This window comes from Hymenobacter translucens, assembly GCF_020685205.1.
Classification (GTDB): domain Bacteria; phylum Bacteroidota; class Bacteroidia; order Cytophagales; family Hymenobacteraceae; genus Hymenobacter; species Hymenobacter translucens.
In genome coordinates, this window is sequence record NZ_JAJERB010000001.1 from 264,818 (window position 1) to 280,006 (window position 15,189).

A 15,189-nucleotide genomic window follows, 5' to 3' on the forward strand; every position below is an offset into this window, starting at 1 on the left:
CATGGAAAACAACGTGATAAATACGCCCATCGACCCCAAGCAGATCCCGGGCTGGGGAGTGGATGCCGACCCGAAAAACGACCCGACTTACCCGATGCGGGAGCGGATGAATATCACCCAGGACCCCGACTACAAGCACCGCCCTACGCTGCAGCACGACGATACCGAGAAGCTGCGCTCGATTGAGCGGCCCAACGTGTCGGCCGTGTACGGCACCACCGTACCGCCCAGCGGGCTCAGCGGCATGATTCGCCGGGCGGCCTTTCATTACAGCGAAAACCGCTACCGCCACTGGCTGCCCCTGGTGCTGGCCGACCGCGTAAACGTGGTGGAAGGTATCCTCGACGACCTCGTGCACGGCAAGGTGCCCAACATCTACGCCGAGAAGGGCTACCCCGTGGAGTGGAAGCACAACCGCACCAGCCTGATCCTGAAGCTGGCGGCCGTGACGGCCGTTGCCGCCGGGGCCGTGGTGCTGCTCAGCTCGGGCGGCAAAGACAAGGGCAAAGGCAAAAAGCGTCGCTACGTCCGCAACCCCGAGTCCCGCCATAGTGCCGGCCACGGATCGGACTACAACTACGGGGCAGACCATAACTACAGCGCCGAGAAGGGCTACAGCGGAAACCAGGGTTACGGCTACGGGTCAGGCTCTACCGCCGACCGGGAAGGCTACGGCGCGAGCCGCGGCTATGGCGTAGACCCGGACTCGGACGCCGACTACGACTCCCGGGGATTCTAGGAAGGGCCGTGTGTAAATGTCAAAAGCCCGTCTGGTATTACCAGACGGGCTTTTTTTCGTGGCATGGATTACCTGCAGCGACGCATACTTACGTCTTGTCGTTCAACAAAATCGGCCGGGCACTGCGGAGCAAACGAAAACCTGGCAGGCGGCGCGGACGACGAGAAGCACCTATGCGTTTCTACTTCCGCCCGCGGATAATCTCGTCCACCACGCCCGGGTCGAGCAGGGTCGTGGTGTCGCCGAGGTTAGAGGTTTCGCCTTCGGCTACCTTGCGCAGAATGCGGCGCATGATCTTGCCCGAGCGGGTTTTGGGCAGGCCCGAGACAATCTGAATCTTGTCGGGCTTGGCAATCTTGCCGATCTGGGCGACGATGGTTTCGATGATGCTGGCCTCGACGCGGGCCTTCTCGCCCTCCGCCACCGGCTTGTTGCAGATCACAAAGGCATAGATGCCCTGGCCCTTCACGTCGTGCGGGTACCCTACCACGGCGCTTTCCACCACGTAGTCGTTTTCGTTGAGGGCGTTTTCGATTTCGGCCGTCCCGAACCGGTGCCCGCTCACATTAATGACGTCGTCGACCCGGCCGATGATGCGGTACAGGCCGTCGTGGTCGCGCCGGGCCCCGTCACCGGTGAAGTAGTAGCCGGGATACACGCCAAAGTAGGTTTGCCGGGCCCGCTCATGGTCGCCGTAGGTGGTGCGGATCATGCCGGGCCAGGGCGCCTTGATGGCGAGGTAGCCTTCCACGTCGTTGCCTTCCAGCTCCCGGCCCTCCTGGTCAAGCAGCACGGGCTGCACGCCCGGCAGGGGCTGCCCGGCGTGGGCAGGCTTGATGGGCGAAACGCCCGCCAGGGCCGAAATCATAATACCCCCGGTTTCAGTTTGCCACCACGTATCGATAACCGGGCAGCGGCCTTTGCCGACGTGGGTGTGGTACCAGTGCCAGGCTTCCTCGTTGATGGGCTCCCCCACCGAGCCCAGAATCCGCAGCGAGTCGAGCGAGTAGCTGAGCACGTTGTCGAGCGGGGTAGTCATCAGGCTTCGGATGGCGGTGGGCGCGGTGTAGAACACGTTCACGCCGTGCTTGTCGATGACCTCCCAGAAGCGGCCCGCATCCGGGTAGGTCGGGATGCCCTCGAACATAAGCGTGGAGGCCCCGCTCAGTAGCGGGCCGTACAGCAGATAGGTGTGACCCGTCACCCAGCCCACATCGGCCGTGCACCAGTAGATGTCGTTTTCCCGGACCTGAAACACGTTGCGGAAGGTGTAGTCGGCCCACACCATGTAGCCGGCGGTGGTGTGCACCACGCCCTTGGGCTTGCCGGTGCTGCCAGAGGTGTAGAGGATAAAGAGCATATCTTCCGCGTCCATCTCCTCGGCGGGGCAGGTTTTGCTGACGTCCCTGGCTTCGTCGTGGTACCACACGTCCCGGCCTTCCAGCATCTGCACCGGCCAGCCCAGATGCTCGACCACAATCACGCGGCGCACCGAGGGGCAGCTTTCCAGGGCCTCGTCCACTACCCGCTTTACCGGAATCTGCTTGGGGCCCCGGTTGAGGCCATCGGAGGTCAGCACCACCGACGCCTGGGCGTCGTTGACCCGGTCGGCAATGGCAGTGGCCGAAAAGCCGGCAAACACCACCGAGTGCACCGCCCCGATGCGGGCGCAGGCCAGCACGGCAATGGCCAGCTGCGGAATCATGGGCATGTAGAGGCACACCCGGTCGCCTTTCTCGACGCCATTGTTGAGCAGCACGTTGGCAAACATGCATACCTGCTGGTGCAGCTCCCGATAGGTGTAGCGGATCTGCCGGGTCTTGGGGTCGTTAGGCTCCCAGATCAACGCCAGCTTGTTGCCGCGGGTGGTGAGGTGGCGGTCCAGGCAGTTTTCGGTGATGTTAAGCTTGGCCCCGCTAAACCACTCGTTGTGGCCGCCTACCAGATCGGCTTTGAGCACGGAAGTCCACTTCCGCCGCCAGGTGAAAGGCTCGGCTACTCCGGCCCAGAACTGCTCGGGGTTTTCGGCGCTGCGGCGCCAGGCGTCCTGGTAGTCGTCGAACGTATGAATGCGGGGGTGCTGAAGCGGCATGGGTCGGTGAATGGAGGGTGGAGCGGAAGTTTACGAAAAAGCCACGTCGCTCAGACAGGCTTTTAGGGCTGTTTTGCAGACGGAGACCGGTGGCGGGGCCTAGTCCATGATGCGCACGTTGCGCACGTCCTTCATGTAGAGCATGCCGATGACAAAGCAGATCAACGCAATGGCGACGGGGTAAATCAAGCCGGCCAGGCTGCTGTGCTCCTGCCAGAAGCTGCCCGCGGGCTGGGTGGCGGCCCACACCGAAATCCAGGTGGCTACCAGCGGCACGAAGCCGCCGAACACGCCGTTGCCGATGTGGTAGGGCACCGACAGGGAGGTGTAGCGCACCTTGGTCGGAAACAGCTCCACGAGGTAGGCGGCAATGGGCCCGTACACCATCGTCACGAACAGCACCAGGATAAAGGTAAGCAGGGTAATGGCGAGCAGGTTGGGATTCAGGGCCTTCAGCACGGCGGGCACGGCCTGACCGGCGGCATCTACCGTGGCGGGCGACACCTGGCTGACGGGCCCGGCAAAGGCTTTAATGCCGTGGAACAGCGGTACCGTGAACAGCGCCCCGCAGAGCATCCCGGTCATGATGATGCGCTTGCGCCCGATGCGGTCCGACAGGGCGCCGAAGTACACGAACAGCGGAGTAGCCAGCAGCATGGCCACCACCAGCACGATGCTGGCGTCGACGAGGTCCATCTTCAGGGTGTTCTGCATAAAGGAGTAGGCCTGAAACTGGCTGGTGTAGAAAATCACGCCCTGCCCCATCGTGACGCCGAACAGCGCAATCAGCACGAGCCGGCGGTTGACGGGGTTCACGAACGAGTCGCGCAGTGGGCTGGTACTGGTCTTGCCTTCGGCCTTGGCCTTGGCAAACAGCGGGGACTCGTGCAGCTTCAGCCGGATGTAGTAGGACGCCACCACGAGCAGGGATGAGAGCAGAAACGGCACCCGCCAGCCCCACTCCCGGAAGGCCGCCTCCCCGGTGAGCTTGCGGGTGACCACGATGACGAGGATGCTCAGGATCAGGCCGCCGGTGGCGGTAATCTGGATAAAGCTGGTGAAGTAGCCCCGGCGCTTGTCGGGGGCATGCTCGGCCACGTAGGTGGCAGCCCCGCCGTACTCCCCGCCCAGCGCCAGCCCCTGCAGCAGGCGCAAGACCAGCACAATCAGCGGGGCGGCCAGCCCAATGGTGTCGTAGCTTGGAATCAGGCCGGTGATGACCGTGGAGCCGCCCATGATGAGCAGCGTGAGCAGAAAGGTGTACTTGCGCCCGATCATGTCGCCGACCCGGCCGAAGAACAGCGCCCCGAACGGCCGGACGACAAAGCCCGCCCCAAACACGGCCAGCATGCCCAGCAACGTTTCCTCGGGCTTGCCCGCCGAGCCGAACAGCACCGGCCCGATGATGGCGGCCAGGGAGCCGAAGATGTAGAAGTCATACCACTCGATGACGGTACCCACCGAGGAGGCGGTTATCACCTGCCAGATCTTGCTGGTTTCAACGGCGTTGTTGTCGTGGGCGACGGGGGCATCCTCGGGCGCGAGGGTCGGGGTTTGGCTCATGAAGACGGGAGTAGCGCAGGAAGAAAGGTCCGTTGGAAAGACCGGGGCCACTGGCCGTCCGGAAACCTTTCCGGCTACAATCACGCGCAAAAAATCCACGGCTACAACTCCGTCCCGGCCGACCCCGCGCGGCGCTTCAGCAGCGGCGGCTCCTGCAGCAGCTCCCAGCGCAGCACCAGAAACTTGTCCGCCACCGCCGTAATCACCACGCCGGCCCCCGCCAGGTGAGTCGGGTCGAGCAGGTAGACCTGGAGCTCAGGCTGGCTTAGCAGCCGGGCAGTGGGGCTTACCTGGGGCTGGCGCGGCACCTGCAGGGCATATTTCTTAACCCAGTTCATCACGCTCACGTGGCTCACGCCCAGCAGCCGCTCAATCTCCCGGTAGCTGAGTCCTTCCAGATACAGCTGCAAAGCCTTGACCACATAGAAGGTATTGACTTCCCTGCCTACCTTGGCCACGGTGAAGTGGTAGCCGCAGTTTCTGCACTTAAACCGCTGTCGCCCGGCCACGACCCCGCTTTTGGTGGCTTCCTTGGATTCGCACTTAGGGCAGGCTGGCTGGGTCATGTGCCCTTATACGGCAGCTTAGGCCGAAAAGCTATAGATAGTTAGCATTTCTATAGATGCTTTAGCAGCCCTTCAGCCAGCGTTGTATGCAGTTGGGCGCCGGTGTCTGCCTGTGCCGGCCGTCTGATGCTGATGGGGTCCCCTACCTTATGCCGCCCGGAAAGGCGGTCCAGGTAACGGCTCGCAATAATGCAAAAAGCCTACAGCTGTCCTTCTTCCGGCTACCTGCGAAGAAGCTTAGACCTTGAAGCCATCTACCCGCCACCTACCCGGCCTAATGCAGCCGGCTGCCCTCTTGAAATAATTCTACTACCAACGCTTATTCAACCCATAAACAGATAGTCTGATTTTACTGTGGCTTATCGCGCCAGCACCACGGCCAGCAGGGCATCCACGCTCAAACCCAGGCGGCGCATGTCGAGGCGGTCGAGCGTATCGGTGGGCTCGTGGTAGTGCTTGTTGCGGTAGAAGGCGGTGTCGGTGAGCAGCACGGCGGAATAGTCGAACTGCCAGTAGTTGAGGTGGTCGGAGAAGTCGATACCGGGCAGCCAGGCGGGGGCCTTGAACCGCTTGACGGGCAGCCCGGCTGCCGCCTTGTACTGCCGCGCAAACTGCCGCCCGAACCGGCCGTTCCCGAATTTCTGGGCCACCGTCACGTAGTTGCCCCGCCCCCCGTAAATCAGCTTGAGCGGGGCCAGCGGATAGTCCTGGGTGCCTTTGCGGTCATCGTAGTAGCCCAGCATCTCGAGGGCCACCATCCCCTTCACTTTCACGCCGGCGTCATGCAAAGACTTGGCGTGCACATAGCTGCCCATGCTCTTACTGCGAAAGAAGGGCGGCTCCTCCAGCGTGTAGGCCACCAGGTCGATGCGGCAGGGAATCGACTTTTGCCCGCCCAGCAGGCGGGCCAGCTCGAGCAGGGCCGCCACGCCGGTGCCGTTGTCGTCGGCCCCGGGCTGCTCCCCGCACACGTCGTAGTGCGCCCCGACGACCAGCCGCTCCCCTGCTTCCGGCCCGAACGAAGCAATGACGTTGCGGTACGTCTTGCCCTGCACCTCGTAAGGCTGCTCCTGCAGCCGGGCCCCGGCCGCCTGGAGCTCGTTGCGGATGTAGTCGGCGGCCTGGTTGAGGCTGGCCAGGTGGCGGTAGTTGCGGGGCTCGGGCGTGGAAGTCAGTGCCAGCAGGTGGCGGCGCAGGCGCAGCGTATCGGCCGGGCCCGCTGGCTGGGCCAGTAGTGGAGCGGCAGCTTGGAGGGCAAGCACAAAGGCAAGTAGCGTACGAATCAGCATACGAATGAGTCAGGTTTCCGAAGCCGGGCTCCGGCGTCCGGGAAACGTGCGGGCACCAGCCGCTGGTATAGGTGGGGCGCCACAGCTAATCAGCTGGGCTCCTGCAGAAACGCCGGTGGTACAGAGCCGGTCAGCCACACCCCGTTGGCCGACTGGAAAAAGACCGCGCCCGACCGGTGCAGGTCGCCGGCCCGGACCGTCAGCACCACCGGCTGCCCGTGCCGGCTACCCACCATGCGGGCCGTGTCCGCGTCGGCCGACAGGTGAACGTGCTGGCGGGAGCCGCTTTGCAGGCCGGTGTTGCGGATGGAGTTCAGAAACCGGGTAGCGGTGCCGTGGTAGAGCACCTCGGGGGGCGTCCGGGCCGGCAGGGCAAGGTCCACTTCTACGGAATGCCCCTGGCTGGCCCGGATCAGGGTTTGATCGTCGGACAGGGCGAAGCGCTGCTTGTCGTTGGTCGCCACTACCGCCAGCAGCTGCTCCCGGGTTACCGAGGCGTCGCGGGCCTGCAGGGCGCGGAGCAGGTCGGCCACGGAAACCCAGCCGTGCGCGTCGAGCTGGAGACCGAGCTCCTCCGGCCGGTGGCGCAGCACGTAGCTCAGGGTCTTGCTTAGTTGTTTTGACTGCATGAAAACGGGTTGTCGGAAGTCGGAGCCCTAAATGTACACGCCCGGCGGCGGCCGGGCCACCCTGGCACGTCGTTCAACCGCGGAAGCTGGCTACTTTTGCCTGCCTGCCCAATCTTAGCCCGTATCATGTCCGCACCCGCCACCTTCCGCACCGTCGACCCTTCCCAAATCAAGCCCAGTGAGCTGCACCCGTTTCTGGTAGGCGCCGTGGCCCCGCGGCCGGTGGCGTTTGCCAGCACCATCAGCGCCGACGGCAGCGTGAACCTGAGCCCGTACAGCTTTTTCAACTGCTTTGGCTCGAACCCGCCGATTCTGATTTTCTCACCGGCCAACCGGGTCCGCGACAACTCCCAGAAGCACACCCTGGAAAACGTGCGGGAAGTGCCCGAGGTGGTGATTCACATCTGCGACTATGCCCTGGTGGAGCAGATGTCCCTGGCCAGTACCGAGTATGAGCGGGGCGTAAATGAGTTTGTAAAAGCGGGGCTGACGGAAGTTCCCTCCGAGCGGGTGCGCCCGCCCCGCGTGGCCGAGGCGCCGGCCGCGTTTGAGTGCGTGGTGGAGCAGGTGATTCCGCTGGGGCAAAACAACGGCGCCGGCAACCTGGTGATCTGCCGGGTGGTGCTGGCTCACTTCCGCGAAGACATCCTGACGTCAACCGGCACCGGCATCGACCCGTTTAAGCTCGACGCCGTGGCCCGCCTCGGCGCCGACTGGTACTGCCGGGCCTCGGGCAGCAGCTTGTTTGAAGTCCCGAAGCCCAACCGCCACATCGGCATCGGCATCGACCAGCTGCCCGAGCACATTCGCCATTCCGACGTGCTGACTGGCAACAACCTGGGGCGCCTGGGCAATATCGAAGCCTCCGCCCTGCCCGACGCCGAGTCCGTCGAGGCCTTCCGGAACGAGCCGCTGGTGGCGTACACCCTCAACAAGTACCGCGACGATGCCACCGAGCAGCGCCGGCAGCTGACGCTGCTGGGCAAGCAATGGCTCGAGGAAAGCAAGCTGCTGGAAGCCTGGAAAACTCTGCTGCTGGCAGACGGTCGGTAATACTGTAGCGAAGCACCTGCTTCGCGTGTCGTTGAACGATGTCATTGTGACGGTGCGGACATCCGCGACGAAACGCGAAGCTGGCTACTTCAGCTCGCAGACCATTTCGTACAAAGCCAGCTCCAGCGGCTCCCAGCCGGTGGCCTGCAGAAAATCGTAGCCCACTCCCCGGGTTATCATCGGCATGATCAGGGCCGGACCGGGGTAAGCGGCTTCCACGGCTTGCAGCAGCTGCCGACCCCACCCCTGCCGCCGGTATTCCGGCCGCACCAGCACGGTCTGGACCAGGGTCCGCTCGGCTTCGGGGCGTAGCATCACGTAGGCTTTGTCGTCGAGCGTAAAGGCCCGGGCCGGCGCCGAAACCGCCATCAGCGACTCGGGCGCGAACATCCAGGGAATAGCAGCCTCGCCGTACGCGGCCACCAGCCGGGCGACGGCCAGCGGGTCAACTTCTCGCAGCGGCGTTTCCGTTTCTACCGCTGCGGGCAGGCGCCGAAAGGTGAACAGCTCCCGGGTGTTACGAAAGCCGAGCCGCTCGTAGAGCCGCCGGGCCCGCTCGTTCGGAATAAATACTTCCAGCAGCATTGAATGGTCGCCGCGGGTGGTGGCTTCGTCGAGGGCGGCCTGCAGCATCTGTTGGCCGAGCCGCTGCCCCCGGGCTTCGATTACGAGGCCCATGGCGGCGACCCGGCTTGTCCAGCCCCGGCGGGCAATCAGCACCAGGCCTACCAGCTCCTCGCCCTGAAACCAGAGCCGGCTGGCTTCGGCATCGAGGTGCTCCCCGCGAAACCGCCGCTCAAACGTGGCTGGCGTGAACACCAGCGGCACGAAGTATTCCTCAAAGGAGCGGTTCATGGCCTCCGTTACCTGGACCGAGGTGAAGTCGAGGACGGGGCGGGACGTGAGAACTGCGGAACTTGACATTCAGTGAACAGTAGGTCTTTACAAAAAAAGGCAGGGATTGGCCCCAGCGGCGTAGGCAGGCTTTTGTGCCAAGCCCGAAAGCAGTCGGTTAGCTTACTCCCATCACCAATACTCCCAGCAGAATCAACAACCACAGAAACCCAAACGGAACCAGCAACAGCCACTGCTGGCCGCTAAAGGTGCTTTGCCAGACAACGGGCACATCGTTCGTGGTGCGAAGAACCTGGTTGAACGCCCGGTGAGCAGGTATCAGCCATACGGGGCCCAGCATCCCAATCAGTCCCAGCGTACCGGGAATGATACTGACCAGACAGGTAAGAATAAAGCCCGCTGCCAAAACGGCCGGGCTGAACGGCACGGCCCCGGAAGGACCGGAGGCCAGTCGATGGATTTCTTTCAGCAGGCTGTAGATGGTGAAGACGCTGAACAAGGCCCGAAAGGCGGGCCTGATGGGCAGCTGCTGCCGCTGCCGGATAAAGCGCCAGGCTTTGTATTGCCACCAGATGCAGTAGAACCCGCAGGTGATAACACAGATCAGAATAAACTTACCCGTTGGGAGGACCTTCTGCTGATCAAAGTACCAGTCCTCTGCCAGTGGGACGGTTAATGCTGGAGCGTCCATGCGGATAGGTTTGGCCCGGCGCCGGACGGCAGGCCGGGATGGTGAAAGGTGTGCGTCAGCCCGTTAACTTGTTAGTTCCGCACCGCAATCATTAGTCCCAGTTCCTTGTAGCGCATGTTGAACTTCTTGGCAATGGCGGAATTGGTAAGCGAGCCTTTGTAGACGTACACGCCCGAGCGGAAATGCTCGTTGGTGAACAGCACCTCGTTGATGCCCCCGTGCTGGCTGATTTCCTGCAGGATGGGCGTGAAGATGTTGCTCAGCGCGTTGGTGGCTGTGCGCGGCACCCTGGAGGCAATGTTGGGCACGCAGTAGTGCACCACGTCGTACTTGCGGAATACCGGCTTGCTGTGGCTGGTCATCTCCGACGTCTCGAAACAGCCGCCCTGGTCGATGCTCACGTCGATAATCACCGAGCCCGGCGACATCTGGGCCACCACGCTTTCCGATACCATAAACGGAATCCGGCCGTCCTCGGCATTGAGGGCACCAATCACGACGTCGGCCCGGCGCAGCTGCTGGGTGAGGGCAAAGGTGTCGAGCGTGCTGGTGTAGAGCTGGGTGCCCAGGTTGTGCTTGAGGCGGCGCAACTTGTAAAGGTGGTTGTCGAACACCTTCACCTCGGCGCCCAGGCCGGTGGCGGCACGGGCGGCATACTCGGCCACGGTGCCGGCGCCCAGAATCACGACCTGGGACGGGGGCACACCGGTGATACCGCCCAGGATAATGCCCTTGCCCTCGTTGGAGCGGGCCAGGTATTCGGCCGCAATCAGCATCACGGTGGAGCCGGCAATTTCGCTCATGGCCCGCACCACCGGCCGGGCGCCGGAGGGGTCCTTGATCAGCTCGAAGCTGATGGCGTTGATTTTCTTGCGGGTGAGGGCGGTGATGTAGTCGGCGGTGAGGGAGCCGAACTGCAAAGCCGAAATCAGGGTCTGGTTGGACCGCATGTACTCGATTTCCTCCGGCGTCGGCGGGGCCACCTTCAGCACGATGTCGGCCTCGTAAACTTCCTTGAGCGAGTAGGCAATGGTGGCACCGGCTTCGGAGAACTCGTGGTCGGAGTACTTGCTGGGCTCCCCGGCCCCGCTTTCCATCACTACCTCGTGGCCTTCCTGCACGAGGTGCTTCACGGCTTCCGGCGTCAGGCAGATGCGGTTTTCCTGAAGCGACGTTTCGCGGGGCAGGCCAATAAACAGCTTGCGGCGCTTGGTTTCCACGGCCAGCATGGACTCCTGCGTAAAGTAGGCGCGGCTCGTGGCCAGCGACTCAAATCCCGGGGGTACGGCTTCAGGCATTCTGTTTTTAATTAGTAATTAAGAATTAGTAATTGAGAATTGACAAGGAGTCCAGAAAGGCCGACGAGGTCGGCTGTAAATGGATTCTCCATTATTAACTACTCATTACTAATTCTTAATTCTCTCTCCGTGGGTCCAATAACGGTAAGCGTGACGAGCAGCCGATCCGGAGGCAAAAGCGCCTCCACCCGGCTTGGCCATTCTATCAGGCAAAGATAGCCAGAATCGAAGTACTCCTGCGCGCCAATGTTGACAGCCTCCTCCACGGTATCGATGCGGTAGAAATCGAAGTGGTAGATGGGCTGGTCGCGGGCGTCGCGGTACTCGTTGACGAGGGCGAAGGTGGGGCTGCTTACGTCGTCGGCGACGCCCATCGCCTGGCACAGGGCCCGGATAGTGGTGGTTTTGCCAGCCCCCATCTCGCCTTCAAACAAAATCAGCGTTTGTCCCGATGCCTGAATAGCTGCTTGCAGCTGCTGAGCTGCCGTAGCCAGATGGTACAGGGAAGGAATGGGAATGGTCTGCGGGAAGGTCATAGGGTACAGTAAGCCGGTTTCGACTGCAAGGTGGCACCGGACCGGCAAATCTGCACGGTTGCCAGCTTAGGAAGACGGAGTGAGAAGCCGGGGCTTCGGCTTACTCGAGTACTTCCTTCCGCGCCAGGTAGCCAGCAAACGAGCCAGTGCTGCGGCTTGAATTTCTCCCTGAAAACCTGCTCAATCCCCGTTCTGAAATTTATTTTACTCCCGGAAGCAACTTCCATGATATATCATACATCCTTTTATCAGCTTTCCTTCTCTCCGCTGGCATGCTCAATAATATCCTTTTCTATTCGCTTGAAAAAGCGATAAAGCGCTACCGCCGCTTTGCCCAGGCCAACATCGACCGGGCCGGCATTGCCATTACCATCGACCAGTGGCTGGTGCTGCACGTGATTCTGGAAAACGACGACCTGACCCAGGCTGAAATCGGGGAGCGGGTGTTCAAGGACCAGGCCTCGGTGGCCCGCATCATTGCTCTGCTCACCGGCCGTGACCTGCTGGCGGCCGTGCCCCTGCCCCATGACGGGCGCCGCACCCAGATGCGGGTAACGGCGGAAGGTCAGCGCGTGCTCGACGCGGTGCAGCCCATCGTGCTCAGCAACCGCGAAACGGCCCTGCGCGGCCTGTCGGATGCCGACCTGACCACGCTGCGCGTCCTGCTGGAACGCATCTACACCAACTGCACCTCTCCCCCGCAGGCACCAGAATAGCCCACAGGCACATGCCAGCGCAGCGTATACCATAATACGAAATCATTCGTATGTTTACTACGAAATTATTCGTACCACCATTCCTTCTGCCACTTTTCCTTCAGCTTCCATGAAAAGTCTTTCTACCTTCTTCCTCCTGCTGGCTTTGCTGCTGAGCTCGGGCGGCTACGCCCAGACCGGCACCGTAACGGGCTCCCTGCGCACGGCCGGGGGCGGGCCGGTAGAGTTTGCCACCGTCACGCTGCACCGCGCGGCCGATTCCGTGGTTGTCAGAACCGAGTTCAGCGATGCGCAGGGGGCGTTTAAGTTCGAGACCGTGAAGGCCGGCCGCTATATTCTTTCGGCCTCCCAGGTTGGCTTTGTGCGTAGCTGGGTGCGGGCGTTTGAGGCAGGCACTGAAGCGGTAACCCTGACCCCGATTGTCTTACAGAAAAGCGGGGCCACTCAACTCAAGGAAGTGACGGTGGTGGGCCAGAAACCATTGTTTGAGCGGCTGGCAGACCGTACCGTCGTAAACGTGGAAGGCTCGACGCTGGCGGCGGGCAATACGTCCCTGGACGTGCTCAGCCGCTCGCCCGGCGTAACGGTGGACGGCAATGACAACATCGGGCTGCGGGGCCGGCAGGGCGTGCTGGTGCTCATCGACGGCAAGCGCCAGCCCATGACCGGCACCGAGCTGGCCGACTACCTGCGGGCCCTACCGGCCGAGCAGCTGAAGAGCATCGAGCTGATAACGAACCCGCCGGCCAAGTACGAGGCCCAGGGCAGCGCGGGCATCATTGCCATCAACCTGCGGAAAGACCAGCGCCTGGGCACCAACGGCAGCGTGAATGCCAGCTACGGGCAGGGCCGGTTCGGCAAGTTTAACTCGGGCCTGACGCTGAACAACCGGCAGCGCAAAACCAACCTGTACGGCTCCTACAACTACGGCAACCGCAAAAACTACGGGGCCCTGACCATCCATCGCGACTTTTTTGAAACCACCGACCAGGGAAAGCGCTTCGACGGCAGCTCCGACCAGGATAACTACAGCATCATGCACAGCCAGTCGCACAGCTGGAAAGCCGGCCTTGACTACACCCTGACTGAGCGCACCACGTTGGGTGTGGCCCTGAACGGGCTGCGCTTCGGGCTGGATCAGGACGGCACCAATAACTCCGTGCTGTACGGCCCGACCGGAACCCCGCAGCTGCGCTACCGCTCCAGCAACACCCGCGACATTACCTCGCCCAACTACGCCGGCAACCTCAACTTCAAGCATACTTTCCAGGACTCGCTCGGCAACCGGGAGCTAACCGCCGACGCCGACTATGCCCGCTACGATACCCGCCGTCTGCAGGCCCTGAACACCATTTACTTTCGCTCCCCGAACGATCTGCTCGACGTGCTCGAGGGCGACCAGAACGGCAAGCTCAGCATCCAGTCGGTGAAGGTGGACTACGCGCAGCCGCTGACTAAGCAGCTGCGGCTGGAAGCGGGCGGCAAAGTGAGCCTGGTGTCGTCGGACAACGACGTGGTGTTCCGGGTGCCGGGGCCGGATGGCGTGGGGCTGGTGCGGGACCCGCGCCGCTCGAACCGGTTCCGCTACGACGAGAACATTAACGCGTTGTACGTCAACTTCAACCAGACCACGCCCAAGTGGACTTTGCAGGCGGGCTTGCGCGGGGAGCAGACCAACGCCGTGGGCAAGCAGGACGTGAAGCAGGCCGGGGTCGATAACCAGGAATTCACCCGCAACTATTACCAGCTGTTTCCCAGCGCGGCGGCCAAGTACTCGTTCTCTGATAAAAATGAAACCTCGGCAAGCCTGAGCCGGCGCATCGACCGCCCCTCCTACGGGCAGCTCAACCCCTTCCGCTCCTACATCGACGCCACCACTTACGGCGCGGGCAACCCCGAGCTGCGCCCCCAGACCAGCTACAACGTGGAGCTTACGCACACCTTCCGGCAGAAGTACAGCGTGGGCCTAGCCTACAGTCGCACCGACAACCCCATCACCGGCACGGTCCAGCCCGACTCGGTCAACAGCCGCACGGTGGTTTCCACGAGCCAGAACCTGGACGTGCAGCACTACTACGCCCTCACGCTGACGGCTCCATTGGAACCGGTCAAGGGCCTGCAGATCTACAACAACGCGGTGTTTTACTATAGCCGCTTCGTGGGCAACCTGGTGGGCACCTCGCTCAACGCCGGCCGTCCCGCCTTTACGCTCAGCACCAACGGCACCTACAGCTTCGGCAAGGGCTGGAGTGCCGATCTGAATGCCCGGTACCAGTCGCGGGAGCTCTACGCCTTTTTCGACACCAAGCCCCTGGGCCAGCTGGCCTTGGGCGTGCAGAAAAGCCTCTGGAACCGGAAAGGCAACCTGAAGCTGAACGTGACGGACGTGTTTTACACCGGCGCCGTGCGGGCCACGTCCACCTACAGCAACTACGTGGAGCGGTTCTACCAGCGCGGCGACTTCCGGGTGGCCACCCTCGCCTTCAGCTACCGGTTCGGCAACGAGAAAGTGGCTCCTACGCGCCGGCGGCAAAGCGGCGCCGAGGATGAGAAGCGCCGGGCCGGGGGCTCATAGCCCCTCACCCCCGGCTCCTTTCCGGTGGAGAGGAGAGCCTGATTCTTGCGGCTGAAAAAAATAAAATCTTAGGTAGCGTGTGCCATTCGGTTCCGGGCGGCATCGTCTTCGTAGCTTACCGATGCTAGACTACCATGAACTTAACCGCTACCGCATGAAACTTCCACTACCCCTCCTTGCTACAACCGCCCTGCTGCTTACTACGGGCTTTTCGGCCCAGGCGCAGACCGTTCCCGGGGTGATGATTCAACCGGCATCGTCTCAACCTCATGACCCAACCAAAACTATCCGCATCCGCTGCTCACCATCCCTAACTCAACATAGGCAGCCTTTATTCATTATTGATGGCAAGCCGTTGGACCCATCCGCCAACCTATCCGACGTGAGTCCGGACAGTATTGAGAAGGTAGAGGTCATCAAAGCCCCGGCCGCCGCCGTTATCTATGGCAGCCGGGCCGAGTATGGCGTCATTCTGATAACCACGAAAGCTAAACCGAAGCGCGCCAAGCCCTACCCCGAGCGCCCGATGGAGGCGCGTTAAGAACAGAAAAAAGCCGTGACTCCAATGTGGAGTCACGGCTTTTTTC

General features: G+C 62.2%; 14 protein-coding genes. 5 read left to right on the forward strand and 9 right to left on the reverse strand.

Annotated features, from left to right (window positions below; translation table 11 throughout):
• Position 1 precedes the first annotated feature (1 nt).
• Positions 2 to 739 (forward strand): hypothetical protein, encoded by a 738-nt coding sequence (locus LJY25_RS01090; protein ID WP_317206568.1) that lies wholly within the window; start codon positions 2 to 4, stop codon positions 737 to 739.
• A 181-nt stretch (positions 740 to 920) separates the two neighbouring features.
• Here LJY25_RS01090 and acs read toward each other — a convergent pair whose 3' ends face one another.
• From acs to LJY25_RS01115, 5 genes are all read right to left on the reverse strand, one after another.
• Positions 921 to 2,831, reverse strand: coding sequence for an acetate--CoA ligase (gene acs, locus LJY25_RS01095; RefSeq protein ID WP_227606371.1), 1,911 nt, complete (start codon positions 2,829 to 2,831; stop codon positions 921 to 923).
• Positions 2,832 to 2,930: 99 nt separating this feature from the next.
• A complete protein-coding gene (locus tag LJY25_RS01100) occupies positions 2,931 to 4,394 on the reverse strand; it encodes an MFS transporter (RefSeq protein ID WP_227606372.1) in 1,464 nt (487 codons plus the stop codon).
• A 101-nt stretch (positions 4,395 to 4,495) separates the two neighbouring features.
• Positions 4,496 to 4,960 carry an IS1/IS1595 family N-terminal zinc-binding domain-containing protein gene (locus LJY25_RS01105; RefSeq protein WP_227606373.1) on the reverse strand — a complete coding sequence of 155 codons (465 nt, stop codon included), beginning with the start codon at positions 4,958 to 4,960 and terminating at the stop codon, positions 4,496 to 4,498.
• A 359-nt stretch (positions 4,961 to 5,319) separates the two neighbouring features.
• Positions 5,320 to 6,222 (reverse strand): M28 family peptidase, encoded by a 903-nt coding sequence (locus LJY25_RS01110; protein WP_227606374.1) that lies wholly within the window; start codon positions 6,220 to 6,222, stop codon positions 5,320 to 5,322.
• Between the two features lie 116 nt (positions 6,223 to 6,338).
• On the reverse strand, positions 6,339 to 6,878 hold the full coding sequence (locus LJY25_RS01115) for an RNA 2'-phosphotransferase (RefSeq protein ID WP_227606375.1): 540 nt from the start codon (positions 6,876 to 6,878) through the stop codon (positions 6,339 to 6,341).
• Between the two features lie 126 nt (positions 6,879 to 7,004).
• On the opposite strand from LJY25_RS01115, the gene LJY25_RS01120 reads away from it, so the two are divergent.
• The gene (locus LJY25_RS01120) at positions 7,005 to 7,931 is read left to right on the forward strand and encodes a flavin reductase family protein (protein WP_227606376.1); all 927 of its coding nucleotides are present in this window, start codon (positions 7,005 to 7,007) and stop codon (positions 7,929 to 7,931) included.
• A gap of 84 nt (positions 7,932 to 8,015) precedes the next feature.
• Here the strand turns inward: LJY25_RS01120 and LJY25_RS01125 are convergent, their stop codons facing one another.
• The 4 genes from LJY25_RS01125 to tsaE all read right to left on the reverse strand — a co-directional run bounded on the left by LJY25_RS01125 (position 8,016) and on the right by tsaE (position 11,311).
• A complete protein-coding gene (locus LJY25_RS01125; protein ID WP_227606377.1) occupies positions 8,016 to 8,855 on the reverse strand; it encodes a GNAT family N-acetyltransferase in 840 nt (279 codons plus the stop codon).
• An 88-nt stretch (positions 8,856 to 8,943) separates the two neighbouring features.
• The gene (locus tag LJY25_RS01130; protein WP_227606378.1) at positions 8,944 to 9,477 is read right to left on the reverse strand and encodes a hypothetical protein; all 534 of its coding nucleotides are present in this window, start codon (positions 9,475 to 9,477) and stop codon (positions 8,944 to 8,946) included.
• A 71-nt stretch (positions 9,478 to 9,548) separates the two neighbouring features.
• Complete coding sequence (locus LJY25_RS01135; protein ID WP_227606379.1) at positions 9,549 to 10,775, reverse strand: alanine dehydrogenase; 1,227 nt, start codon at positions 10,773 to 10,775, stop codon at positions 9,549 to 9,551.
• Positions 10,776 to 10,873: 98 nt separating this feature from the next.
• The gene (gene tsaE / locus LJY25_RS01140) at positions 10,874 to 11,311 is read right to left on the reverse strand and encodes a tRNA (adenosine(37)-N6)-threonylcarbamoyltransferase complex ATPase subunit type 1 TsaE (protein WP_227606380.1); all 438 of its coding nucleotides are present in this window, start codon (positions 11,309 to 11,311) and stop codon (positions 10,874 to 10,876) included.
• A gap of 272 nt (positions 11,312 to 11,583) precedes the next feature.
• On the opposite strand from tsaE, the gene LJY25_RS01145 reads away from it, so the two are divergent.
• From LJY25_RS01145 to LJY25_RS01155, 3 genes are all read left to right on the forward strand, one after another.
• Complete coding sequence (locus LJY25_RS01145; protein ID WP_227606381.1) at positions 11,584 to 12,027, forward strand: MarR family winged helix-turn-helix transcriptional regulator; 444 nt, start codon at positions 11,584 to 11,586, stop codon at positions 12,025 to 12,027.
• A 109-nt stretch (positions 12,028 to 12,136) separates the two neighbouring features.
• Positions 12,137 to 14,602, forward strand: a complete 2,466-nt coding sequence (locus LJY25_RS01150) for a TonB-dependent receptor (protein ID WP_227606382.1) — start codon at positions 12,137 to 12,139, stop codon at positions 14,600 to 14,602.
• Between the two features lie 154 nt (positions 14,603 to 14,756).
• Positions 14,757 to 15,143: a TonB-dependent receptor plug domain-containing protein gene (locus LJY25_RS01155; protein ID WP_227606383.1), complete on the forward strand. Its 387-nt coding sequence runs from the start codon at positions 14,757 to 14,759 to the stop codon at positions 15,141 to 15,143.
• Positions 15,144 to 15,189 lie beyond the last annotated feature (46 nt).